The 24157-nt window shown below is 39.5% G+C and carries 20 protein-coding genes and 4 tRNA genes; 15 read left to right on the top strand and 9 right to left on the bottom strand.

Annotated elements, in window-relative coordinates; all coding sequences use genetic code 11:
* Nucleotides 1-705 precede the first annotated feature (705 nt).
* The 5 genes from mgtE (at nucleotide 706) to B4Z47_RS10495 (ending at nucleotide 3661) form a co-directional block, all read left to right on the top strand.
* Nucleotides 706-2082, top strand: a complete 1377-nt coding sequence (gene mgtE / locus B4Z47_RS10515) for a magnesium transporter (RefSeq protein ID WP_112374186.1) — start codon at nucleotides 706-708, stop codon at nucleotides 2080-2082.
* Between the two features lie 247 nt (nucleotides 2083-2329).
* A tRNA-Asn gene (locus tag B4Z47_RS10510) sits at nucleotides 2330-2403 on the top strand.
* Between the two features lie 50 nt (nucleotides 2404-2453).
* Nucleotides 2454-2527, top strand: a tRNA-Asn gene (locus B4Z47_RS10505).
* Nucleotides 2528-2615: 88 nt separating this feature from the next.
* Nucleotides 2616-2689: transfer RNA gene (locus tag B4Z47_RS10500), tRNA-Asn, on the top strand.
* Between the two features lie 57 nt (nucleotides 2690-2746).
* A complete protein-coding gene (locus B4Z47_RS10495) occupies nucleotides 2747-3661 on the top strand; it encodes a PfkB family carbohydrate kinase (RefSeq protein ID WP_070570461.1) in 915 nt (304 codons plus the stop codon).
* Here the strand turns inward: B4Z47_RS10495 and B4Z47_RS10490 are convergent, their stop codons facing one another.
* From B4Z47_RS10490 to murB, 3 genes are all read right to left on the bottom strand, one after another.
* A complete protein-coding gene (locus tag B4Z47_RS10490) occupies nucleotides 3662-3871 on the bottom strand; it encodes a cytochrome b5 domain-containing protein (protein WP_286727314.1) in 210 nt (69 codons plus the stop codon).
* Between the two features lie 68 nt (nucleotides 3872-3939).
* Complete coding sequence (locus B4Z47_RS10485; RefSeq protein WP_046671910.1) at nucleotides 3940-4449, bottom strand: RNA polymerase sigma factor; 510 nt, start codon at nucleotides 4447-4449, stop codon at nucleotides 3940-3942.
* A 261-nt stretch (nucleotides 4450-4710) separates the two neighbouring features.
* Nucleotides 4711-5727, bottom strand: coding sequence for a UDP-N-acetylmuramate dehydrogenase (gene murB / locus B4Z47_RS10480; RefSeq protein ID WP_115049480.1), 1017 nt, complete (start codon nucleotides 5725-5727; stop codon nucleotides 4711-4713).
* A gap of 104 nt (nucleotides 5728-5831) precedes the next feature.
* Here murB and B4Z47_RS10475 point away from each other — a divergent pair, with 104 nt between their 5' ends.
* Nucleotides 5832-6449, top strand: a complete 618-nt coding sequence (locus B4Z47_RS10475) for a TetR/AcrR family transcriptional regulator (RefSeq protein WP_112374184.1) — start codon at nucleotides 5832-5834, stop codon at nucleotides 6447-6449.
* Here the strand turns inward: B4Z47_RS10475 and B4Z47_RS10470 are convergent.
* Both B4Z47_RS10470 and B4Z47_RS10465 read right to left on the bottom strand, forming a co-directional pair.
* Entirely contained in the window at nucleotides 6442-7422 is a 981-nt protein-coding gene (locus B4Z47_RS10470) for a YpdA family putative bacillithiol disulfide reductase (protein ID WP_115047819.1), read from the bottom strand. The two genes, B4Z47_RS10475 and B4Z47_RS10470, sit on opposite strands and share 8 nt — an antisense overlap.
* Before the next feature lie 31 nt (nucleotides 7423-7453).
* A complete protein-coding gene (locus B4Z47_RS10465) occupies nucleotides 7454-9646 on the bottom strand; it encodes an FUSC family protein (protein ID WP_236560148.1) in 2193 nt (730 codons plus the stop codon).
* A gap of 385 nt (nucleotides 9647-10031) precedes the next feature.
* Between B4Z47_RS10465 and B4Z47_RS10460 the strand changes: the two genes are divergently transcribed.
* The 6 genes from B4Z47_RS10460 to B4Z47_RS10435 all read left to right on the top strand — a co-directional run bounded on the left by B4Z47_RS10460 (nucleotide 10032) and on the right by B4Z47_RS10435 (nucleotide 17089).
* Nucleotides 10032-12608, top strand: coding sequence for a phosphoenolpyruvate carboxylase (locus B4Z47_RS10460; RefSeq protein ID WP_115047821.1), 2577 nt, complete (start codon nucleotides 10032-10034; stop codon nucleotides 12606-12608).
* 75 nt (nucleotides 12609-12683) lie between these two features.
* Entirely contained in the window at nucleotides 12684-13226 is a 543-nt protein-coding gene (locus tag B4Z47_RS10455; RefSeq protein ID WP_070570475.1) for a hypothetical protein, read from the top strand.
* Nucleotides 13227-13590: 364 nt separating this feature from the next.
* A complete protein-coding gene (locus tag B4Z47_RS10450; protein WP_115047823.1) occupies nucleotides 13591-14469 on the top strand; it encodes an exopolyphosphatase in 879 nt (292 codons plus the stop codon).
* Nucleotides 14470-14543: 74 nt separating this feature from the next.
* Nucleotides 14544-14627: transfer RNA gene (locus B4Z47_RS10445), tRNA-Leu, on the top strand.
* A gap of 688 nt (nucleotides 14628-15315) precedes the next feature.
* Nucleotides 15316-15630, top strand: a complete 315-nt coding sequence (locus B4Z47_RS10440; protein WP_115047825.1) for a hypothetical protein — start codon at nucleotides 15316-15318, stop codon at nucleotides 15628-15630.
* A gap of 433 nt (nucleotides 15631-16063) precedes the next feature.
* Nucleotides 16064-17089 (top strand): hypothetical protein, encoded by a 1026-nt coding sequence (locus B4Z47_RS10435; RefSeq protein WP_115047827.1) that lies wholly within the window; start codon nucleotides 16064-16066, stop codon nucleotides 17087-17089.
* 130 nt (nucleotides 17090-17219) lie between these two features.
* On the opposite strand, the gene B4Z47_RS10430 is transcribed toward B4Z47_RS10435, so the two are convergent.
* Both B4Z47_RS10430 and B4Z47_RS10425 read right to left on the bottom strand, forming a co-directional pair.
* Nucleotides 17220-17672, bottom strand: coding sequence for an SRPBCC family protein (locus B4Z47_RS10430; RefSeq protein ID WP_115047829.1), 453 nt, complete (start codon nucleotides 17670-17672; stop codon nucleotides 17220-17222).
* A gap of 4 nt (nucleotides 17673-17676) precedes the next feature.
* The gene (locus B4Z47_RS10425) at nucleotides 17677-18345 is read right to left on the bottom strand and encodes a DinB family protein (RefSeq protein WP_070570487.1); all 669 of its coding nucleotides are present in this window, start codon (nucleotides 18343-18345) and stop codon (nucleotides 17677-17679) included.
* A gap of 267 nt (nucleotides 18346-18612) precedes the next feature.
* Between B4Z47_RS10425 and B4Z47_RS10420 the strand changes: the two genes are divergently transcribed.
* The gene (locus B4Z47_RS10420) at nucleotides 18613-20598 is read left to right on the top strand and encodes a glycoside hydrolase family 97 protein (RefSeq protein WP_083296137.1); all 1986 of its coding nucleotides are present in this window, start codon (nucleotides 18613-18615) and stop codon (nucleotides 20596-20598) included.
* 99 nt (nucleotides 20599-20697) lie between these two features.
* Here the strand turns inward: B4Z47_RS10420 and B4Z47_RS10415 are convergent, their stop codons facing one another.
* Both B4Z47_RS10415 and B4Z47_RS10410 read right to left on the bottom strand, forming a co-directional pair.
* Complete coding sequence (locus tag B4Z47_RS10415) at nucleotides 20698-21483, bottom strand: DUF6805 domain-containing protein (protein ID WP_208641770.1); 786 nt, start codon at nucleotides 21481-21483, stop codon at nucleotides 20698-20700.
* Between the two features lie 4 nt (nucleotides 21484-21487).
* Nucleotides 21488-23062 (bottom strand): glycoside hydrolase family 127 protein, encoded by a 1575-nt coding sequence (locus tag B4Z47_RS10410; RefSeq protein WP_201303498.1) that lies wholly within the window; start codon nucleotides 23060-23062, stop codon nucleotides 21488-21490.
* A gap of 236 nt (nucleotides 23063-23298) precedes the next feature.
* On the opposite strand from B4Z47_RS10410, the gene B4Z47_RS10405 reads away from it, so the two are divergent.
* Complete coding sequence (locus tag B4Z47_RS10405) at nucleotides 23299-23889, top strand: TIGR00730 family Rossman fold protein (protein ID WP_070570493.1); 591 nt, start codon at nucleotides 23299-23301, stop codon at nucleotides 23887-23889.
* 106 nt (nucleotides 23890-23995) lie between these two features.
* Nucleotides 23996-24124 carry a hypothetical protein gene (locus tag B4Z47_RS10400; protein ID WP_286727312.1) on the top strand — a complete coding sequence of 43 codons (129 nt, stop codon included), beginning with the start codon at nucleotides 23996-23998 and terminating at the stop codon, nucleotides 24122-24124.
* Nucleotides 24125-24157 lie beyond the last annotated feature (33 nt).

The following is a 24157-nucleotide window of genomic DNA, read 5'->3' as shown; positions in this document are numbered from 1 at the left end:
GAATATATTATTAATGATAATAATGATAATATGTTGATAATTATGTTTTTATGTTTCATTAATTTTTGTATATCGAGTGTTTGCTATTTTTTTTAGTTTTATTATTCCTATTTATATGAACTTTAACTTCTGTTTAAAATTTATTTATATTTGAATAATAGGCTTTTATGATTTTTATGATTTACTTCTTTTTACTATTTTTTTTCTGTAAAACAACCTGATGATATTGGGCTGTTCTGAAAAAAAAGCACTATATTGAACAGGTTAAAGCATACGACGAATATACTTAAATAATTAGCGATTCTAAGACTGCGCCGAGAAAATTTTTCTGTTTTTTTTTGTGGAAAAATCAGACGACTATGGGGTGTTGCTTTCGGGAGTATGCTGGCGAGTTAGGTGTGGGCTGATTCATTTTATTCGATAAAAAAAATGGATCGGTAATTAGACGATAAATTTCATCGTCTTTCTTTTGTAGAGACCTGTTGAAGTTGTTGGCGAGAACGGTTTCCCTTAATTTTTTGCTAATGACAAAATGTCTTGTTTTTGAATTGAGCTTTGAACGTTACGCCGGGTATTTATCCCAATTACTGCGACAGACTGTAGGTTTTTATTATTTATTTTTTTATGCAGAATTTACTTTAAAAAAGCGATTTTTGTAACATATAAACTTTGTTTAGATGTAGGATTTTTAAATTGATAGGAGATATGGAAGAACTGGAAATGCAGGTGAATCAAATAGAGCAATTGATAGCAGGTGGAGATCTTGTTAGGCTGGAAGAATTTTTGAATGAATTAAATATTTCAGAAGTTGAGGAGCTGATTGATGAGTTGCCCGAACATGGTTCACTATTTATTGAATCGTTAAATTTGAATCGCGCAGTTAACGTTTTTCGTATTCTGGATTTCCCTACTCAAAACAGGATTTTTAAGAAGCTTTCTAAAGCAAAAATTAGCGCACTAATTAACGAGTTACCTCCCGATGATCGGACTTCTTTTTTTTCAGAAATGAAGGACGATATTAAGCATTTAATTTTACTGTTGCCACCCAAAGATCGTGTTGAAGCATTGGCTTTGCTGGGCTATCCGGAAGACAGCGTTGGGCGCCTAATGACACCTGATTATATTACCGTAAAAGAACATTGGAGTATTGAACGGATATTGGGGCATATTAGGCGTTATGGAAGAGATTCGGAAACGATAGATGTATTGTATGTGATTGATGGAAATGGGAAGCTGGTTGATGATATTCGGATTAAAGATGTGCTGATGGCGGAGCCAGATAGAGTCGTTGGAGATTTGATCGATCATCGGCTGATCTCGCTGAATGCTTACGATCCCCAGGAGGAAGCGATCAACATCTTCCGGATGAATAATCGCGTGGCCTTGCCTGTTGTCGACGAACAGGGGGTTATGTTGGGGATTGTGACTGTCGATGATATTCTTTGGGTAGCAAACGAGGAGTACACGGAAGATATGCAACGTATCGGAGGAACGGAGGCGTTGGATGAACCTTATCTGGATGTGTCGATTAAGAACTTGGTGAAGAAGAGAGCTGGATGGCTTATTGTGCTTTTTCTGGGACAACTTTTGACCGCTACGGTTATTGAGCATTTCGAGGAGCAAATGGCAAGTGCGATTATGTTGTTTGCACTGATGCCTGTTATTATATCCAGTGGTGGGAATAGCGGTTCGCAAGCCTCAACATTAATTATTCAAGCGATGGCCCTGGGGGAAGTTACCTTGGGTGACTGGTGGCGTGTGATGCGAAGAGAGATTCTGTCGGGTTTACTGCTGGGACTTATTTTGGGGGCTTTGGGCTTTATAAGGATTATGGCATGGCAATCTTTTGCGCATAGCTATGGTCAGTATTGGGTGTTGGTTGCATTAGTTATCTCTTTGTCCTTGGTTGGTGTGGTCCTTTGGGGGTCGTTGATGGGGTCTATGTTGCCTTTTGTGATGAAACGACTTGGGGCCGACCCTGCGAGTTCTTCAGCGCCCTTTGTGTCGACATTAGTCGATGTAACAGGTTTGCTGATTTATTTTAGTGTGGCAGCGCTAATTTTGAAAGGTGTGTTGCTTTAATCGTACGCAATTGCCGATACTGGTCGTTCATCCGCTGATGGCGATTGAAGGTAAAAGAAGGATAATGTTGGTTTAAGTGCTGAAAAGGGGATTTTGTGGAGCTGTTTGAAAAAATAAAAATAAATTATTCTAATTGGAATTTAGGAAGTTGTAAAAAATGTGCTCAAAAAATTTGTAGTATTCTAATAATCTTCCGATACTTGCATCACGGAAACGCAATAGGGTCTCCGGAAAAATTGAAAAACACTCCTGAATAGCTCAGCAGGTTAGAGCATCTGACTGTTAATCAGAGGGTCGCTGGTTCGAGCCCAGCTTCAGGAGCAATTTAATAACTTACATAGCCGGAGTTTTTAAAATATTCAATTTTTCATTCCTGAATAGCTCAGCCGGTTAGAGCATCTGACTGTTAATCAGAGGGTCGCTGGTTCGAGCCCAGCTTCAGGAGCAACAATGCAAATATTTTATTTGCAAATGATATTAAAATGTACTACTTTTGTACATTCTATGAGAAAGGAATTTCTCGAAAAATAAATTCCTGAATAGCTCAGCAGGTTAGAGCATCTGACTGTTAATCAGAGGGTCGCTGGTTCGAGCCCAGCTTCAGGAGCAATATTGAAACCGGCTTTATGCCGGTTTTTTTGTTTACCATGCTTATTAAAAAACTATGAGTTTAGTAATTATTGGTACGGTGGCTTTCGATACAATAGAAACACCGTTCGGTAAAACTGACAAAATTCTAGGTGGTGCCGGTACATTTGCGAGTCTAGCGGCGTCATATCTATGTGATCAAATCAAATTGGTCAGTGTTGTTGGGGAGGATTTTGGAAATGATAATCTCGATCTTATCAGGAGCCGTGGTATAGATGTTACGGGTGTTCAGGTGATTACTGGTGGGCAAACTTTTTCTTGGTCTGGCAGGTATCATAACGATATGAATAGCCGTGATACCTTGGCGACAGACTTAAATGTATTGGCTGATTTTGATCCTATTATTCCTGAAAGTTACCAGGATTGCGAGTATCTTCTCTTGGGCAATCTTACGCCTCAAATACAATTGACTACGTTGGAGCGCTTGGCACACAAGCCTAAGTTGGTTGTTCTGGATACCATGAACTACTGGATGAATGTTGCCATGGATGACTTAAGAAAAGTGCTTCTCAAGGTTGATGTTTTAGCCATCAATGATTCAGAGGCAAGGCAACTTTCTGGAGAGTATTCGCTGGTTAAAGCTGCAAAAGTCATTTTAGCAATGGGACCTAAATATTTAATTATCAAAAAAGGTGAACACGGTGCGCTTCTTTTTGGAGAGAATCAGATTTTTTCTGCTCCGGCGCTACCATTAGCAGATGTTTTTGATCCAACTGGTGCGGGAGATTCCTTTGCTGGAGGTTTTATTGGCTATCTTGCCAAAGTAAAAAGTATCAACTTTACAAACATGAAGAACGCATTGATTTTTGGTTCTGCGCTAGCTTCATTCTGTGTAGAGAAATTTGGAACAGATCGGTTGGTTGATCTTACCGAAGAGGACATACAAAAGCGTTTGAATGCTTTTGTTGCCCTATCTCAGTTTAATTTATAATCATTGATCTTTTAGTTTTCCGACGATCTGAAATTTTGAAAATACAGATGCTGAATGAGGGGCTTCTTGGAGCTCCTCAGTTAGATCTTGTCCGGCCCAATGTTCGTAGTGCATTCCGTTTTTCCACAGTCTACTTTCTCCGACATCGTAGATAAGTCCGCGATAAGCAACCCAGATCTGTGGTTTGTCCTGACCATTACGTAAAGCCAGTTGGCTTTTGCTGTATTCCCGATAATTCTTCTGCCATTCGTCATTTTAAAAAGGCGAAGATAGAAAAACTAAGCTACTTTATAGGCCGATAGTGATCTCTTCATTAATTTTCTAGCGACATGTATTCTTGTTTTTACCGTTCCGATGGGGATATTTAAATGTTCCGATATCTCGTGGTATTTAAAACCTTCGAAGTACAATGAAAAAGGGATGTAATATTCTTCGGAAAGACTAGATAAAGCTTCATGGATGTCTTCCATGACAAATTTGCTTTCGCCCTGATTTGAGGAAGCGGATAATAGGAGGTTAGCGTTAGAAATATCCTCGTCTTTCGTAATGAAAGAGTTGGTTTTCACAATACGTCTATAGTTGTTAATAAACGTATTTTTCATGATGGTGTAAAGCCATCCTTTCAAATTGGTTCCTTCTTTGAAATTTTTAAAATAGGTTACAGCTTTCAGGATTGTGTCCTGAACGAGATCGTTGGCATCTTCGTAATCACTGGTAAAATTTCTGGCGTAGAGTTTTAATGAGTCCGATTGCTCAATAACCATGGTGTCAAATTCATTCTTTGTCATAGCTTAATGAATTATAACTGTTCTTTTTACAAAACAGTACGTTTATAAATGCGGTTCATTAAGTATGAGGCAAAAAATGCGCCAAAAATGACAAAATTAGATTTGTTAATATAATTTTAAGATTATTTTAAGCAAAGCAAACGTGTGTGTAAGCTAACTTTAAGTAAATAAAATTAGCTCAAAGTGATGTTTAGCTAAAGTGAAGCCTGTTTTTCTTTTGCTTTCAGATTTAAAAAGAGTAAAAATACTTTTTTTAAATCTTTACAGTAAATTAACTTCACGCTCTAGCTTGATGCCAAATTTGTTGGCTACATCACTTATAATTTGTTCCGATAGATTGTAAATTTCCTGTCCTGTAGCGTTTTGTCTATTTATTAGTACAAGTGCCTGATTTTTCCATACACCTGCTTGTCCATATTCTTTTCCTTTCCAACCACATTGTTCTATTAACCATCCAGCAGCCAATTTTGTTTCATTATTGGGCATTGGATAATGCGGTATTGTAGGGTATTCTTTCTGAAGAGGTCCAAAAGTTGATGCTGTCACTACAGGGTTTTTAAAGAAGCTACCTGCATTTCCCACTGTACTTGGGTCAGGAAGCTTTTCTACGCGGATTTTGGAGACAATGGTTGCAATGTCGGCAATGCTCGGGTTTGTTATGTTTTCTTTGGCGAGTTCGGCTTCAATTGCACCATAAGTTGTATTGATATGAGCTGTTTGACTTAGCTTATAAGTGACCTGAGTAATGATAAAACGCCCTTTGTGTGCTGTTTTAAAGATACTGTCGCGATAGGAGAAATCGCAATCTTCTTTTTTGAAGGTCGCAAAGTTACCGGTATGCGTATCGAAAGCCTGACATTCGTGAAAAACATACATCAACTCGGTACCATAGGCACCGATGTTTTGCACAGGTGAAGCACCAACAGTGCCAGGAATTAGGGCCATGTTTTCAATACCCGCGTAATTATGTTCGATACAATACCAAACGAAGTCATTCCAGATTTCTCCCGCTTGCGCTGTGACATAGACATCATCGCCATCAATTTTTGACTGTATGCCCTTGCTCGTCATACGAATAATATAGCCGTCGAATGCTTTGGTGAAAAGGACATTGCTACCTGCGCCAAGAACAAAGAAGTTCTCCTTAAAAATACCATTTTTAAAAATTTCGGTCAATGTTTCATTGTCATTCACTTCGATTAGAAAATTTGTCTTTTCTTCAATTCCAAACGTATTGAAAGCTTTTAAAGATATATTCGATTGAATGTTTAACTTCATGTTGACTTTAGTTTTCAGAAATTCAAAAAAATCAGCTATCTTTAGCATGATAATCGGTAAAGATAGTATAAACCGTTTATTTAACGATAAAAAATATAAGTTTAATGGGTAATGCAGATGTAAAAAGAATCAAAATTCTAGAAGCTGCGACAAGGCGCTTTGCACATTTTGGAATGGCTAAGACAACGATGTCGGAAATAGCCAAGGATCTCAATTTTTCAAAAGCATTGCTGTATTATTATTTTCCGGATAAGAATAGCTTATATTCTGCGGTTTTCGAATATGTCATCGACAAAATGATCGAGGACCTTGAGGATGTCATTGGAAAAGGGGGAGACTTTGAGGAGATTATGATGTACTCCATTGATATGCGTGTCAAGATCATCAATCAGTATTATAATTTATTTGAATACACCATGAAGATGGTCAAAGAGCTTCCGGACGAGCTGGAACAGGTTTTCAAAGAGTCTTATCTCCGTGAGGTAGAAATTATTGAGAAGATTCTCAAGATTGGTATCGATGCCGGCGAGATACAGGTGGAAGATATCAATGAAACTGCGCGGATTCTTTTGTATTCACTATTCGGTATGCGTATGGGCATATTAAAGGATATGAAAAACATGTTGTTCCCAACAAAAGAAGAATTCGATCATATTCTCAGTTTACAGAAGAAAATGATGAAAATCTTCTTAAATGGCTTACGTTTTCAAGTCTTCAAGTAAGTGTTGAGCGAATATGTCCGATAATCTGTTTGGCATGAATTCGTGAATTTTCAATAAACCAAAGGTGGGTATTTAAGCCACCGCAAACGACACCTGCCAAATAAATCCCGGCAATATTTGTTTCCATTGTTTCTTCATTATGGCTGGGAATGCAAGGTGCTTCTTGGGGAATATCAATTCCGATCTTTTTCAAAAAATCAAAATTTGGGCGATAGCCGGTTAAAGCCAGTACAAAATCATTATCGAGTTCGACCATACCATCTGGGGTTTGGATATGCGCAGTAGTTGGAGTAACTTCTGTTAAGTGGCTGTTATAATAGACATCGATTTCACCCGCGGCAATTCGATTTTCAATATCAGGTTTTACCCAATATTTTACCCGGCGGCTGATTTCGCTACCGCGGATTACCAAAGAAACTTGTGCTCCTTTTCGGTAGGTTTCAAGGGCGGCATCAATGGATGAATTACTGGCGCCGACAACGATCACCTTTTGGCTGCTATAATAATGTGGATCGTCGTAGTAATGCCTCACTTTGGGAAGTTCTTCGCCCGGGATATTGAGCAACATCGGTATGTCATAAAAACCCGTGGCGATGATGACTTTCTTGCTCAGGTATATGCTTTTGCTACTGCTGACCAGAAACTCCGTGTCCTCTTTCTTAATTTCCAGTACTTCTTCAAAAAGATGGGTATCCAGTGCGAACTTTTGCTGTATACGTCTGTAATATTCCAGCGCCTCCATGCGTTTTGGCTTGGGATTGGTGGTGACAAATGGAATATCACCTATTTCTAATCTTTCGGAGGAAGAGAAGAAGGTCATATTTTGGGGGTAATTATATAATGAGTTGACCAAACAGCCCTTTTCGAGAATAAGGTAGTTTAAATTTGCTTCTTTGGCTTCTAAGGCGCAAGCTAAGCCAATTGGCCCGCCGCCAACTATGATCAGGTCGTACCGTGTTATCGTATCGCTCATGGTATAAATGTCGAGAATTTTAAAGAATAAATCAGCTTAAAGCTTTAGGCAGTTCATTTTCTGACATTGCTGTGCTTTTAGCGTGAAGATCCTGAACTATTTTATGGAGGTCCTGTGCAATTTTATTGAGAAAGTCCAGCTGTTCGCTCAATAACTGTCCATCAACTGAACTGACATCTGTATTATCAAATTGGTTGTTTGGAATTTCGATTGCCAAAGGAACAAATGCATTGACACTATCGGCAGAATGCAGCAGCTGAATGGATTGCTCCAAGGAGCTTAATATTTTTCGAATTGTCCGGACATGGTCCTTATTGATATAATTATTGTCCATTTCGTCGAGATGGTTCATCAATGTCACCGAAAAAGAAGCTAGAATATGGTTGAATATGACGAATTTGTTGACTTCCTTACTATATTTTTGACGTTTCTTGGGTTCCGTAAGCATACGTTGGAATGTGGAACCCATGTTGGCTGTTTCCACATAGACTGCCTTGCGTGTTAGTTTGTAGTCGGTGATGGAAGGCGCTTGGCCTGCAATTTCTTTCAATGCCTGAAAGATGTAATTGTAGTTGGCTATCAGTAGCTTTCGCATGGATTCCTTGACTTGCATGCTTTCCCAATTTGGAAAAATAATATAACTGGATAAGAATGCAATCATGCCGCCGATAAAGGTGTCCAGTATGCGTTCTTTGGTGACGTCCAATGTATTGGCGCTGACGAAGCTCAGCATAATTAATACATAAGGGGTCATAAAAAGTACGGCAATGACATAATTGACCCGGAATAAGCTATATGCCGTCAGAAAAAAGAATACCAGTAGAACGAAAAGGACCGTTGGGTCATGAATGGTTAACAGGATGAGGGCTCCGATGAGTCCACCGATCGTTGTACCGATTAGACGCTGGATATTCCTCTCCTTTGTGAGCCCGAAGCCAGGCTTTAGGATAACCATGATAGTCAGGAGAATCCAATATACATTATTTGTGATATTGGTGACCTCAAACACGTAATAAGTGACCGACATGACAATTGCCATGCGGCACGCATGTCGAAAGATGGTGGATTTTAGGGTAAGATTTTCGCGGAACTTTTTGAAATCAATTGCAGAACTTTGGACAAAGCGTTTTGCGTCGTCAATTTCTTTTCGTTTGACATCGTCCGGTTGTAGATGCGAGTAACCATAGATATTTTTGATTCGGCGAACCAAATCACGCAAATTGATCAACACTTTGCGTAAAGCAAAGGTGCTATACTCTTGATTTTTATCCAGCTGATCGATTTTAGTGTGAAGGCGACTGAGATCCGAATCGAAATCGTACAGTGGTTTTGGCTGTGTATTGGTATTGAGCTGATAAGCCAAATTGTCAAGCTCATTGGTATATTTTAGGATCACGTTTTTGAAATCTTCCAAGATTCCGGTAGGACCAAAGCGTTCGCTGATGGTGTTGTAATCATAGTGTGCCGCCATACTTTGCTCAAAGAGATCGACAATATCGTTGAAGACGAGGGTTAGATAACGTCCCACCTTTGTGGTGTCTTTAATTGATCGTTTACTTTGAAACAATACATCCCGTAGGTTTTCCTGATGCTGATTGACTTCAACTTGTTTGTCGATCAGTTTGAGGTAGTTTTTATCATTATCAATTTTAGCATCGTAAAAATTAGCTTTCAGCCGGATGTAATCAGCCACATAGCGAATTGTTTCGGATAGCTCCTGTTCGGCGAGCCTGTAAGGGCGTGCCTGGGTGATGGAAAGACTAATGGCGATATACCATAGACCACCTAATGTATAGAAGCCTAAATAGTTGATGGCTTCAGCAAGAGGATAGTGAATCTGCACATGGATCAACATCATCAGAATACACATAAGGCCTACGTTGGCGGCCCTGCTATTGAATACTGCAAACATGGCAAATATAAAGCAGGCTACGCCGATAAAAATCGCCAGTAGATAGACATTTTGATTAACTATATTGGTTAAAATAAAAGTTAACGTAGTCAAAATCGCACCCGCAATCATGCCTTTCCTTCTATGGCTAGGTGCTCCGGGCGTATCGGAGAGACCTACCAAGAGCGCTCCCAGGGAAACAATGGTTCCATTGGTAAATTGCCCGATAGTTGCAAAGATTAGGACAGGCACAATACATCCGATGGTAATTCGGAGTCCATCCGCAAAATATTGGCTATAGAAAAAACTTTTTATTTCTTGTGTCTGTTTCATAATGTATAGTACAAACTTAGATAAATTGCTTTTCATATTAAAAACAATTGTTCGGCTATGTTTGCCCTTTTTAGTACGGATGAAAGCGAGATAGCTGTTCCGTTCCTGTCAGATCAGGGATGGTTCATTTTGTAGCGGGGCTTAACAGGATCAGGTTCTCAAGGTCTTCGTTGCTATACTGCATTGCATTAATGTGTTAAAAATGAAAATTTACTAAAATTTGTTAGTATGTTTATAATATTTCAATTGTTTTTTTGATTAATTTATATTTTTTTATTTGTTTAGCTATAATATTGTTATATTTGGAACCATAGGGTTATTTCAGAGACATTACAAATTTTCAAGAGTCACCTAAACTCTCTTGACCACTTTCAAAGATTTAAATATGAAGCAAAGTAAAAATGAAGCCGTCTTTCAGGACGAGGTATTGACACGCTTTGAGCTTTTCAAAAGTTTGTTTTTAACATTGCCATTTCAACGTGTTAAAGATACAGGTACTTTATTACCATTTTTTGCAAAGCAATGTGAAAAGGGTGTGGATCAGCATTTAACTCCTGATGAGATCATAAAAAGTTTCTTCGATCAGCATGAGGAATTTTCTTCGGAAGAACAACGAATTGATTTGTTGTTTCGATTTGTTCAATATATAGAGCGTCAGGTTGTTTTATTTGATGCGATCGAAGACTCATCCTTTCAGATGGTGGGCCGTGGCGATGACGAAAATGTCTTGGGGGCATTAATAAAAAATGCCGAGGGCAGCGAAGATATGCGCCGTAAGATCGTGTCAAAATTGAAGGATTTTTCTGTACGTCTTGTGTTGACTGCACATCCTACGCAATTCTATCCGGGACCAGTATTGGGTATTATCAACGACCTGATCGATGCAATCAAGACCAATGATATCCATAGTATACATTTATTGCTACAGCAACTGGGTAAAACGCCTTTCATCAATAAAAATAAACCGACTCCAGTTGATGAGGCTGCGAGCTTAGCTTGGTTTTTGGAAAACGTATTTTATAAAGTAGCATCGGAAATTCAGTCTTTTATTGATGATGAATTGGACGTGGATACCGAAGAAGTCAAACAATTGATTGAACTGGGCTTTTGGCCTGGAGGTGACCGTGATGGTAATCCCAACGTAAGTGTTGATAGCACCAAGAAAGTTGCCGCATTGCTACGTACCATTTTGTTTAGATGTTACTATAGGGATTTTCGTATTGTTAGACGGCGCATCACATTTAGAGGTGTAGAGGAATATATGGAAAATCTCCAAACATTGTTCTACGAAAACAGTTTTAATCCAGTCGAACATCCAGCAGACGAAACTGATAATATTATCACAAATCTGAAAGCAATCAAAAATGTTTTGGAGGAATATCACAATGGACTTTTTGTAGAAATCGTTGATGACTTACTCCGCAAAGTGATGACTTTTGGTTGTTTCTTTACCACATTGGATATCAGACAAGACAGTCGGATATTACGTGAGGCTACCAATTATCTGATTCAGCACAATCAGGAAAAGACTGGAATGCCATTGGATTATCTGGAGCTCAGTGAAAATGATAAGCAAAAAGCATTAAAATTCAAAGAACTTGACTTAACGGTGGGAGAAGATGCAGATCCGTTGACGAAAGATACATCTGGTGTGATCAAATTGTTAAAGGAGATTCAACGTTCCGGTTCTGAGCGAGCTGCGCAACGCTTTATCATCAGCAATTGCCAACAGGCAAGTGATATTTTGGGACTGCGTCAATTATTTTTATGGTCTGGATGGAAGAAGGATGCTTTAACGATCGATTTTGTACCCTTGTTTGAGACCGTTGATGATTTGACGAGAGCAGCAGATGTGATGAAAACCTTGTATAGTAACAAGGAGTATAAAGCGCATTTGAAGCGTAGAGGAAACAAACAGACCATTATGTTGGGCTATTCAGATAGTACCAAAGACGGTGGATACTTGATGGCGAACTGGTCGATTTATCGTGCAAAAATCGAACTTACGGCGATATCTCGCGAGTACGATGTCGATTTGGTGTTTTTTGACGGTCGTGGTGGACCTCCGGCACGTGGCGGTGGTAAGACACAGCGTTTTTATGCATCGATGGGTAAAGAGATTGCCAACGATCATATTCAATTGACGATTCAAGGACAAACAATCAGTAGTCAGTATGGTTCTTTAGATACGGCACGATTTAATATAGAGCAATTGTTGCACGCTGGAATTATTTCAGATTTGAAACAACGCGTAGGCGATACCTTAACCAAACATCAACAGGAGATCATTGATAAGCTGGCTGAGCTAAGTCATCATAAGTTTATGGATCTACGGACGAATGAATTGTTTTTACCTTATCTGGAAACGATGTCGCCATTGAAAGCGCTATCGTCGATCAATATTTCAAGTAGACCTGTAAAACGTAACTCAGGCCGCGAATTGCGATTGGAAGATTTGCGGGCGATTAGTTTTGTAACTTCATGGAGCCAGCTGAAACAAAATATTCCTGGGTTTTATGGTGTCGGAACAGCATTGCAATGGGCTGAAAAAAATAACCTTTGGAAAGACGTGCAGCAATTGTATGTGTCATCTGGATTTTTCCAAACATTGATCGACAATTGTATGATGTCGATGACAAAGTCCAACTTTGATATTACAGCATACATGAAAGATGATCCTATTTATGGTGACTTTTGGAAAACTTTGTATGCCGAGTACCAAATAACAAAAGAATATCTGTTAAAGCTGAGCGGAACCTCAAAATTGATGGAAAACTATCCTGTGGATCGTGAGTCTATTTTAGCGCGCGAGGGAATTGTATTACCGTTATTGGTTATACAGCATTTTGCGATTCGTGCATTGAATTCGGATCAGCTGACTGATGCACAACGTGAAGATTATTCGAAATTAATAGCGCGTACAATCTTTGGCGTGGTGAATGCCGGAAGAAATGTTGCGTAATTTTTCTTTCTTTTCACGGATAGGGTTTCGGAGAACATATATTTTATCTACTTTTGTATAGTTAACAAAATTGATATGAAGATTAATAAGTTATTTATTGTTGCGGCTTGTGCGGGTACATTATTTGCATCTTGTGGTCAAACAGCTGCAGATAGACAGCGTCAATACTCTAATGCATCCTTAGCGGATGGTGATGCCTTTGCAATGATTAAATTCGTTGGCGAAAATGGAAACTACTTGGTAAATCTTGCTGATGTAGCTGCAAAACAATCTACCTCAGCAGAGGTGAAAAATGTAGCTGCAAAGATTAAAGAAGCTTACGCAACAGTGTTACCAGAATTGGACAATTTAGCAAAAGAATTGCATGTTGGCGATGCGCAACGTGGCGTGCCTGCATTTCAAGTTCCTGCTTCAATTGGTTCGGACAGTACAGCGGCATTCAATGATAAAGCATTTTTAGCGCTAGTGGTTGAAAAACAAGGTGAGATCAATACTAGATTGTCTCATGAAGAGCACAATACAAACAAGGATGTTATTCACCTTTCGGAGGAGTCTTTGAAAAAAGTGGAAGAGATCTACAAATTAGCTGGCGGTAAAGTTGAAGAACACCATCACTAAGAAATAAGATAAATAAAAGGAAAGGAGTATTCATTAAGATGAATATTCCTTTTTTTATGATTTTTTTGTTGACAATACTAGATTTTCTGCATGGAATTGTGATAGGTACTGAGTTTCGATAGGATGTGCTATCTGTATTCCGACTCAGTTGATTGCCAGCGAGATGATTTTGGCAGGAAATGAGTTTGTATTCTTGATAAAATGGAAATTTTAGTTATTGTAAGACATATCAGTGTTGTGTACACAAGAATTCCCTGGAATAATCGTTTGTTATTTGTTAAATTAATGATAACTTAACATTTATATAACACAGTTTTTAATAACTGTGTTTATTTTAGCGTAATTTAATGAAATCGTATATAAAGTGAGATACGCCGCAATAGATATAGGTTCCAATGCAGTCCGTCTTTTGATAGCTGACATTATTGGACAGAAAGACCAATATAATTTTAAGAAAAATACACTGTTACGTGTTCCACTTCGTTTGGGGGATGATGCGTTTATTCATCAGGAAATTTCACCTAGGAAAGCCGAGAGTTTGGTTAAAACGATGAAGGCCTTTCGGGAGTTGATGGATGTTTATAACGTGGAGGATTATATGGCCTGCGCGACTTCGGCCATGCGTGATGCACGAAATGGCGCTGATATTGTTGCGGAGGTCAAGAAAAACGGTATCAACATCGATATTATAGAAGGGGCAAAGGAGGCAGAGATTATTTACAATAGCCATTGGGATAATAAGATGGAAAAGGACAAAGTTTACCTTTACATTGATGTAGGTGGGGGTAGTACAGAATTATCGTTATTTGCCAATGGTGTTTTGGTTAATTCCAGGTCCTTCAACTTGGGCACAATCCGTATCCTCGACAATCAGGACAAGGCAGAAACCTGGGATGAACTGAGGGAATGGGTACGTAGCAATACGCATATGTATAAGCAAGTGGTTGGTATTGGTACTGGCGGCAATATTAATAAGCTTGCGCGCCTTTCCAATGAAAAATTGGATAAACCATTATCCTATGCTAAATTAAAAGCCGTGTATGAGCATTTATCTTCATTTTCTTTGAAAGAACGCATTATCTTATTGGGTTTAAACGAAGATCGTGCCGATGTCATTATTCCTGCGAGTGAGATTTTTCTAACGATTATGAAGCATGGTCGTCTAAAACAAATCATTGTTCCAAGGGTTGGGCTTGTCGACGGTGTAATTAGAACCTTGATCAATAGGAATTTAGTAAAATAATGCTGTAAAAAGCGATTTTCGACTTGTAAAAGAGCGAAAAATCTTTATTTTTGTGATACCAAAGGTGAATATGAGCCCAGGTGGCGAAATTGGTAGACGCACCATCTTGAGGGGGTGGCGCTCGCATGGGCGTGGCAGTTCGAATCTGCTCCTGGGCACTTAAGGAGACACTATTAAATAGTAGTCTCCTTTTTTTATGCAAAAAAATATTGTGAATCAGATCATTGGAGGTCAATTGAGCACAGTTCGATTTTTTGATGGGAAATACGAGAACAAGCAATGTAGACGTTCATTAACTTTTCTATTTTTGAGAACTTAAACTCGTCTGAAAAAATTTCATAAATATAGCACAGCTATAGGACGGTTTACGCAGCCGCTGCCTAAGAAAATAGGTCAAGAACAAACGTAAAATAACGGTATATATAGATGCTGGATTACCACTTCCAGTATAGTTCCAGTATTGTTGAAGTATAGTTGATGTAGTCAGGACAGGATACCTTGGCGGTACTAGATTCCTCGCTGATCATTCCTTGAACTTTACTCTGATTAGTCTTATGAGCAATAATGCCCCAGCCCGACCTTTTTGATTGTATGCTTGCTCCATGGTATGCTGACTCATTGTTTAGCACGAACCTATTTTAGAGCTCATAGATTTAAATAGTTTCATTCACCTATACCATAAGCCTAGCTGTATTGCGAATAATAGACTAAAAACCACGAATATTGAACGAACTGCAACAGATAATAAATAACCGCAAAATTAATTAATGGTGTTTTTATTTTTACTTCCATAAAATAAAGGCTTGCTTCAAAAGCATGTTATAGTTTAATAAAAAGATAGAAACAATGAAAAAATTAATGATGAGTTTGATGGCTGTTGCACTGCTATCTACAGCCGCTTCTGCAAAGACAACGGAAAAGGCACCGAAAGAAAATGTCAATGCTAAGACAACGACTTACCGTCTTCCTAACACGAATACACTCGTGAAAGTCACCGAAGAGGTCAAAGAAAGCGAAGGAAAATTGACACACTGTATTTTTGTGTTGAGTTTTTATGATTATGACACGGCGCAACTGGTCGGTACACATACTTCAGACACCTATACAAATGGTGGTTATGGATCTTTCTTTAAAGCATGTAGGGCATTTTGGGGTGTTTAATGCAGTCGATCCCTGTTGGTTTCAACCGGCAGATAGGTTTCGGCGTTTTCGCGCTGTTACAAACGATTAATTTAAGCGGGGTGAAAACCCCGCTTTTTTTTCGCCCTAAATGGTTAGACTGTTAAGTCTTTTTGGTGTGCAGAAAATTCAGTCTTTAACCCGCTTTTTCGCTTATAATACGCTAGGAAGGGTATGCTTTGATGATTTGTGATCAACTACTGGTAGTCTTATCGCGTAAGTTATTACCTTGTTTTTCGTTTAACGAGGTTGAAGCGTTTTGATTTGAATTGTAAAAATATGCTATAACGGGATGGTACGTGTTGGACTGATGTAAAAAAACATTATCTTAGATTATTATATTTAATTTATCAGATAAAAAAGCGTAGCTAACCTTTTTTAATGATAACCGAATTTGGAACTGAAGAACTTCAATATGCACACTAGAAATTTTTTACTTCTTCTTAGCGCACTAATATGGCTAAGTTGCACAAAAGATCCCATCGAGCCAAACGTAGAGCCCCCAGAGGTGGCACCTTCAGATACCACCAAGAATGAGCCCACTGTTCCTCCTGATAAGTACGAAATTCGGAAAGTACAATTTCAGATGAGCGAGCTTTTCTCTGATGATAATATTGATGAAAAGGTTTTCCTGGGCGGACTTTGGAGTCTCAAAGACACCCTTGAAGGCCCACGGCTAGAAAGCCTGGAAGCAAAAGCGAAAAAAGTAAAATTCCATTTCTTGTCTTACAATGACTTCTCCGTAGATATGGGATTCTTTGAGCCCAGCTATAAAAATGGTCTTGCTTATGCCAATAAGTTTGAAAAGTCGAAACAGGCAAGTAGTATGAACTTTACTTCGAGCAGTTTTGGAGATTACGCCGAAATACAGGGATTTCTCGGTATTTCGAAGGATGTAAAAAAGGCATTATCCCTTGTAAAACATGCCGACTCAACGACGATCAGTAAGCAAAACAGCACGCTTCGTATAGGCAAAGTCAATAAGCTTACAATTTATATTGACCACACAGAGTATTTTGATGCTTATCCGGAATCGGAGTTAGCTGTATTGACCCAAGCAGGTTACTCTCCCTATGTGCTTGCTTCGGTGACTTATGGTACCCATATGATTCTGATGGGTGAAACTGATTCAACACGGGCAGGCCTCAATACGGCAATAGACAAAATACTGGAAAATAAAACACTGGATGATGTAGATACCAAAGTCCTCGATTGCAGCAATCTGCTGATCTACTATCGGGGCGGCGGCAAGAACAGTTTTATTCAGTATCCGAAAGGAGCCAAGGCTATTGGAATAGCACTCCGCGATATGCTCCTTTATGTGAGTCAGACGGAAAATATCTTTAATTATCCACTTACCTATGACTTTATGAGCCTGAAGGACTATAGCACGCTACGGTATTACAATATATTTGACATTCGGGTCAAAAAACAAAAGTAAACGAACGAAAAAAAGCATCGGCAAGATAAAAAAACGGCATCCAGATCTAGGTGCCGTTTTTACTTTTGCCAACAAGCTTCTGACTTGCGCATTGATTTCGCAAAGCTCTTCAATATGCAGGGTATTTCACCTATTCCTTTTCGCTAATATCCTTTAGCCGTTGCAAAGCATTTGGCCAAGCCTCATTAAAGTAATCGATGTATTCGTCGTTTGTATCAACATCTACATTCAATAATGTTTGTCCTTCGATGTCCGAAAAAGAATAATTTTCTAATGCTCCAGCCCAATCTTCGACAGCTGGTCCGGATAAAATTTCTTGGCCATTGTCTAGGATACCAAGATGCCGAATAGACACATATGAATTTGGAATGTATTCGGCGATTTCTGCTACTATTCCGCCTTTTTCACCATTTTCATCGACGCCTGTAAAATGAATTTTTTGCCCCTTGTCCCAGATGCCTTCGAAATCTGAACTTGGATTGAATGCACTGGTCCATTGTTTATAGGTTTCTTTGTCAAGCATTGTTTTAAAAACCCGCGGCACAGGCGCATGGATCTTAATTTGATAAGTTAATTTCTTCATCTTTCTATTGTTTTGGAAAATTGGGATCGGCTTTTATTTCAGCGATCTGTTTGGTATGACGTGCAGAATGCGCAGCAATAAACATCAGGGCTTGATAACCATCAATTGGACCAGTTGGGGAATCGCTGACGTGATTTCTGAGATCTTCCGCATCAGCTTTTTTGATGTAATCAAGCACGGGTTGGCGAGCGGCATTGAAATCAGTCAAAGCGGTGTTCACATTTTTATAAATTCCCTCTGGTTGGAGTTCCTTGGGTGCCTGATATTTGTGACTTCTGTCTGTGAGTGCATTTTTTAGATTGTCGTCGGTCATCTTGATCTCTTTTCTCCTTTCAGGTTGTGGATCTTGATCCAGGCCCTTTTTTGCCATGTCAAATATCATTCGTTCTGAACGAATAATATGCTCAAGGCATTGACTGATCGACCATTTGTCGGGCGCTGGCTTAAATTGGAGCTGCGCTTCGCTTAAACCCGCAACCTGCTTTTCAAGCTCCGCAGTTGTTTGGTTAAAATATTGCAATAGCGAGTCGGTTCCAACATAATCGTGTTTTAAAGCCTGTTTTTTTTCTATCAGCGTAATGTTTTGGTCCTTTTGCTCGAGCAATGACCCTGATTTGGCAGATGATGGAGCCAAGGTAGCAGTTGCTATGCTGGCAAGTGCTATCATGTTCATAATTAGATTCATAGTTTAATACGTTTTAAGATCGTAAAATAAATGTCACTATTTCTTTACAATTATAAGGAATTTTTGTTTGGTATATCTTCTCATAGGACAAGAAAAGCTGCGTTTGCGCCTTCCCAGATTAGACGACGATTCCTATTTGACGCAGTCGATTGCAACCTGATAAAATACGTATTCTGTAATAAGTGTTTTTTGTACATTTATTAAAATAAAACCTTATCTTTAACAGAATAACTAACCGACTATTTGAGTTAATCTATGTTAAATCACAATTATACGCGCTATTTTAAACGTTTACCAGTAAAACGTTATGCTTTGGTATGTATGCTATCTTTGTTGGGGACAATTGCCGCAGCACAGCAGACATCGGTATCGAGTCCGGACGGAACTTTGACCGTTAAATTGGATCTGAAAAACGGTCATCTATTTTATCAGGTTGAACTGGAAGGAAAGACAATGTTGGAAGCTTCACCGCTTGGGCTTCAAAGCAAGACGATAAATTTAAGCGATAATTTGCGTCCTATAGCAGAAAAAAGAGGTGAAATTTTGACCAATTATATCGAGCCAAAAATCAAACGCAGTCAGGTACAGTATAAAGCGAATGAATTGCGTTATGTGTTGGAGAATACTTCAAAGCAGCAGATCGAGGTTACTTTCCGTGTTAGCAACAACAATATAGCGTTCCGATATTATGTGCCTCAGGTGGGCGAGCCGGCCAACTTTGCATTGATAAAGGAGAATAGCGGCTTTAAATTTCCCCTCGTTACAACAACATTTTTAACAGCCCAAGCTTCCCCCATGATAGGCTGGATGAAAACAAAACCAAGTTACGAAGAGGAGTATCAGGCAGATCAGGCGCTAGGCGTACCTTCGAAGTATGGTGTTGGCTATACTTTTCCTGCGCTCTTTCATGTTGGAGATCGGGGATGGGTACTTGTTTCGGAAACGGGTGTATCAAGTGCATATTGCGCATCCAAGTTAAGCGAAGGCACGAAGGATGGCCTTTATAGCATTTCTTTTCCGGAGGAAGGGGAGAACAATGGCATTGGACGTGCAGCTCCCACAATTTCATTACCCGGTTATACACCTTGGCGCACACTGACTGTCGGAAGCAACCTAAAACCCATTGTGGAAACGACCATTCCGTTTGATGTTGTTGAACCGCAGTATCCGGCATCGAAGAAATACGAATTCGGACGGGCGACATGGAGCTGGTTGGAATGGCAGGACGGCAGTATTAATTTTGAAGACCAGAAGAAGTTCATTGACCTTTCGGCTTCAATGGGGTATGAATTTGTATTGATCGACAATTGGTGGGATACAAAGATCGGCCATGAGAAAATTGAACAATTGGTGGCTTATGGGAAGGAGCGGGGCGTAGGTATTTGTCTGTGGTACAATTCGAACGGATTCTGGAACGACGCACCTCAGACGCCAAAAAATAAAATGAATACTTCGATTGCACGTAAAGCCGAGATGCAATGGATGCAGCATGTGGGCATTAAAGGAATCAAAGTCGACTTTTTTGGAGGCGATAAACAAGAAACACTGAAGCTTTACGAAGATATTCTTTCGGATGCAAATGATTATGGATTAACCGTTATATTTCATGGATGTACTTTACCGCGTGGTTGGGAGCGCATGTATCCGAATTTCGTGGGCAGTGAAGCCGTATTAGCCTCTGAAAATTTGATTTTCACACAACATGCAAATGATACGGAGGCTTTTAATGCGACTTTACATCCCTTTATTCGGAATGCCGTGGCGGCAATGGATTTTGGCCCGGTTTTGCTGAACAAACGTCATAACCGCGAGAATAGCGGCGGTACTATCCGCAAAACGACAGAAACATTTCAATTGGCAACGGCGATTTTATTTCAGACTCCGGTACAAAATTTTGGATTGACACCCAATAATTTACAGGAAATGCCAACCCATGTGATTAATTTTATGAAGCAGGTACCAACTACCTGGGATGAGACTGTTTTTATTGATGGTTATCCAGGTAAATATGTCATACTTGCCCGGAGAAAGAATGATACATGGTATATAGCGGGGATAAATGCCGAGGGCAAAGAAAAAACTGTATCGGTGAATTTGCCCATGTTGAGTACAGATGCGGTACAGCTAATCGACGATAACATTGCCCGGGAGTCAAAACAGAAGCAGATTCGACTTTCTAAAACAAAGTCCATCAAATTGACGTTGCAACCTGAAGGCGCCGTTGTTTTAATCGGAAAATAAATTAAGCGCTCTTCTGACGAACTGAATCACTTTTGATGAACTGAATTATCTAGGCTAAGTGAATCACGCCTGACTAATGGAAGCTATCTCCCAGATCCATTAGTCAGGACGAAGAGTTCTTATTTCTAGGATCTTGTGACTTGTAAATCCTGCCCCGGCCTTAATTTTCAGTTCTATTTTGGTTTTACCTGCACTCTCCATGGGAAGCTGTATATGTATTGTTTTCATGGTGGATCTCTCATCCTTGTCTTCCAATATACTGATGGTTTTACCATCGATCATTACCTCAGTTACCCTGGATGAGTTGTCTGCCAGCAATTTGATCGCGACCAGTTGGGTCTCTGGCGTTATTTTCATCACATAACTGAACCAGCCTTTTGTATCGCGCCAGCGTGTATCACCGAATGCCCCAGCATTGCTATTTTGCTCGCGAAAAAAGTGATCTGATTCTGGTTGTTGCTCCCCAGCGACTACTTTATCGACCGTTTTGGCCGCTAGCGCTAAGCTTTCCACTTCATCGCGGCGCATTTTGTCCTGTAATGCCAGTAATTCTTTCTGCGTTGCTTGAGGCCAATAGATCATATAACGGGAATCATGAATACCGAAAAAGGGTTCTAGTTCCATTTGAATATCTTTTTTTCCCAAATAGAGATTTGAGAGTGTAAAGTGTAAGGGCTTTGACGCTATTGGTTTTACAAGTGCCGGAATATTGTTCGGTTCTGCTTGAAGAATCGGGAGATCACGTAAAGGGATTTGTTTTCCAGAAGCAATGTGCCCCATTCGGCTGTCGTCGGCTCGAAGTCCCAAAAGATCTTCCTGTCCAGTTCGGGCTCCCAAAACAAGAGGTCCATATAAAATACTATAATAATTGCTTTTATCAGGCAACTGCTCAGTATGTATCCCCCATGGGTAATTGAAGGCTGACGATATCGCCCTTTCGCCATGTACGTTTGATCTGGATATGCTCATTTGTGGAACTGAAATTGCGGTAAGGCTTTCCATTGATCAACACATGGGGAGCTGTGGTGAGCCAGCTGGGTTTACGAATAAACAAGCTGAATGACGTCGGTTTTTTAGGGTTCATTCGTATGCTTGTTTTGGCTTCTGTCGGGAAGTTCGTTTCTTGAATAACTTCCATATTTTTCTCCTTCCAGTCCAGGCGTGAAGGAATAAATAGATTGACAAATAGGTCATTGTTGCGGTATGCGTAGATCATTTCACCATATTTGGCGTGATTTTCCATCCCTGATCCGACGCAGCACCACATACTTGTCTGCGCTTGAGAATAAACACGATAATGCCCCGGACGAATTTGCGTGAAATAGACTAATCCACCATGTTCGGGGTGTTGTGTCGATAAGATATGGTTGTAAAGAGCACGTTCATAAAAATCGAGGTATTTCCCTTGCGGATCGGTCTGATAGAGCATTTTTGTGAGCCGTAACATATTGTAGGTATTGCAAGTTTCTGGTCCCTCAATGCTATAGAGCATTTTTGAAAAATCTTCCGTTGGGTTAAAATGTTCACTTACACTATTTCCTCCAATAGCAATCGAGCGCTGCTCAACGACATTGTCCCAAAAGTAGCGAACAGCCTCCGCCCATTTTTCGTTGTGAGAAAGGTCAGCGATGCGTTTAAAACCGAGAACTTTTGGAATTTGTGTATTTGCATGCAATCCTGTTAAATGATCTTCATGCGCTAATAAAGGCTCAAGTATGGATTGATGACTGAATTTACGAGCCAACTCGAGATAAGTCTGATCTTGGGTAATTGCAGCAACATCAGCAAAAGTTTCGTTCAGTCCGCCATGTTCACTTCGTAACATTTCCTGTATTTGAGCATCTGAAAGTTGAGCGACCAACTTAAGCGCCCAATCAGTCATTTGAATCAGCATGTCTTTTGCAGATTCATTGCCTGTCAACAAGTAGGCGTCTCGCAGGCCAGCATAGGTTTTGTGTATATTATATAGCGGCACCCATTTTCCATTCAGGTTAAAGCTACCGGCGTTGATTCTACCTTGCTGAATCTCTGTCCAAATAATTTTACCCCCAGGTACTCCGCCTATGTAGCCGTTTCCATTTGCTTCCTGACAACGTCTCAAGTTGCTGAGCATATAATCTAGGCGTTCCTTAATACGAAGGTCTCCTGTAGCGGCATACATATGTGCGAGAGCAGATAGATAATGCCCTCCGATATGGCCATCTAATCCTGTATTTTCCCAATTGGTATAGGAGTCTTTTTTTAGCGGTAAATTGGCTTCGCGTAAAAAGGGAGCCAGCAATCTGTCCGGGTCTATTTCCAATAAATAATTGATGTCAAGATTTTCAGCATGTTTAAAAATCCCAGGTAACAACCTCACTTCTCTTAAATCGAAATAATTCAATTGAGAAGTTGTTTGGGCAGATAGCGCCAGACTAAATAAGCTTAAGAGAGCACTGTGCAAAAATTTGTTTTTGAAGATCATATGGACTGAAATTATCATTTGTTATTAACAAGATCTGATGAGCTTGTCTGGTTAGCCGTTATGTATAAAAAGACCGGTAAATCAAAGATATTAAATGTGTTATTTATTTTAAGTGTTTTTTTTACATTTATATTTATGCGCGAAAATAATGCGTGTATTTTTTTGTATATTATTGATAGTGAGTTTGTTTTTTTATTAAAAAGAGCTGATCCGTTTATTTTTAACTATACTTGTATATGAAGAAAGTTAATAGTATTGTTATTTTTTGTGCTTCCAGTTTAGGGAATTCGGCCGTGTATGAAGAGCAAGCCTCCTATGTGGGAAAGGTTTTGGCTGAATACGGTATTCGTTTGGTTTATGGTGGTGGAAGGGTTGGCCTAATGGGAGCTGTTGCGAATGGAGCTCTTGCACAGGGAGGTGAGGTAATAGGTGTCATTCCTGATTTTTTAAATTCGAAAGAAAGAGAGCATAGGGGGGTAACAAAACTGATTACTGTAGATACCATGCACGATCGTAAACGGATTATGAGTGATTATGCCGAAGGAGTTATTGCGCTGCCGGGTGGTTTTGGTACCTTGGAAGAACTTTTTGAAATGATTACATGGGCTCAATTGGGTTTACATAAAAAGCCAGTTGGTTTGTTAAACATCAATGGATTTTACAATCATCTCATTCAATTTATTGATCACATGGTCGAAGAGGGCCTTCTTAAGCAGGAAAATCGAGCGATGTTATTGGTGGCTGATACGATTGAGGAGCTGATCGAGAAGATGCAACAGTATGAAGCGCCACTGGTTCCCAAATGGATTGAGAAGGATGAGATTTAGCGATATAATAAAATCGTTCAGAATTGACTAAGTCGAAATTAGTTCGAAGGATTATACCTCATATAATCCGAAACAGCTGTCGGAAGCATTCCGACTAGAAGCTTCATTGTTAAATATACCACATCGTATTCAAGTGGTGAACAGTAAGAATTTTAGTGATCAAGTGGTACTCAACCTCACCGAAAGTGCTATCTCTGCGGATAGCTATTTCGGTGGCGGCTATATCATCGCGTAGTGTTCTCTCATTTTTTTTTATTATTTAAGAAAT

It is taken from the genome of Sphingobacterium sp. UBA2610 (genome assembly GCF_002339225.1).
Lineage (GTDB): Bacteria > Bacteroidota > Bacteroidia > Sphingobacteriales > Sphingobacteriaceae > Sphingobacterium > Sphingobacterium multivorum.
Note: the sequence above shows the minus strand (reverse complement) of the source record. Positions and strands in the feature narration are given on the sequence as shown.

Bases quoted from the DNA above. Each gene is read 5' to 3' on its own strand.
- mgtE (WP_112374186.1), top strand. From the start codon at position 706: ATGGAAGAACTGGAAATGCAGGTGAATCAAATAGAGCAATTGATAGCA.
- B4Z47_RS10495 (WP_070570461.1), top strand. From the start codon at position 2,747: ATGAGTTTAGTAATTATTGGTACGGTGGCTTTCGATACAATAGAAACA.
- B4Z47_RS10485 (WP_046671910.1), bottom strand. From the start codon at position 4,449: ATGACAAAGAATGAATTTGACACCATGGTTATTGAGCAATCGGACTCA.
- murB (WP_115049480.1), bottom strand. From the start codon at position 5,727: ATGAAGTTAAACATTCAATCGAATATATCTTTAAAAGCTTTCAATACG.
- B4Z47_RS10475 (WP_112374184.1), top strand. From the start codon at position 5,832: ATGGGTAATGCAGATGTAAAAAGAATCAAAATTCTAGAAGCTGCGACA.
- B4Z47_RS10470 (WP_115047819.1), bottom strand. From the start codon at position 7,422: ATGAGCGATACGATAACACGGTACGACCTGATCATAGTTGGCGGCGGG.
- B4Z47_RS10465 (WP_236560148.1), bottom strand. From the start codon at position 9,646: ATGAAACAGACACAAGAAATAAAAAGTTTTTTCTATAGCCAATATTTT.
- B4Z47_RS10460 (WP_115047821.1), top strand. From the start codon at position 10,032: ATGAAGCAAAGTAAAAATGAAGCCGTCTTTCAGGACGAGGTATTGACA.
- B4Z47_RS10455 (WP_070570475.1), top strand. From the start codon at position 12,684: ATGAAGATTAATAAGTTATTTATTGTTGCGGCTTGTGCGGGTACATTA.
- B4Z47_RS10440 (WP_115047825.1), top strand. From the start codon at position 15,316: ATGAAAAAATTAATGATGAGTTTGATGGCTGTTGCACTGCTATCTACA.
- B4Z47_RS10435 (WP_115047827.1), top strand. From the start codon at position 16,064: ATGCACACTAGAAATTTTTTACTTCTTCTTAGCGCACTAATATGGCTA.
- B4Z47_RS10430 (WP_115047829.1), bottom strand. From the start codon at position 17,672: ATGAAGAAATTAACTTATCAAATTAAGATCCATGCGCCTGTGCCGCGG.
- B4Z47_RS10425 (WP_070570487.1), bottom strand. From the start codon at position 18,345: ATGAACATGATAGCACTTGCCAGCATAGCAACTGCTACCTTGGCTCCA.
- B4Z47_RS10420 (WP_083296137.1), top strand. From the start codon at position 18,613: ATGTTAAATCACAATTATACGCGCTATTTTAAACGTTTACCAGTAAAA.
- B4Z47_RS10410 (WP_201303498.1), bottom strand. From the start codon at position 23,062: ATGATCTTCAAAAACAAATTTTTGCACAGTGCTCTCTTAAGCTTATTT.
- B4Z47_RS10405 (WP_070570493.1), top strand. From the start codon at position 23,299: ATGAAGAAAGTTAATAGTATTGTTATTTTTTGTGCTTCCAGTTTAGGG.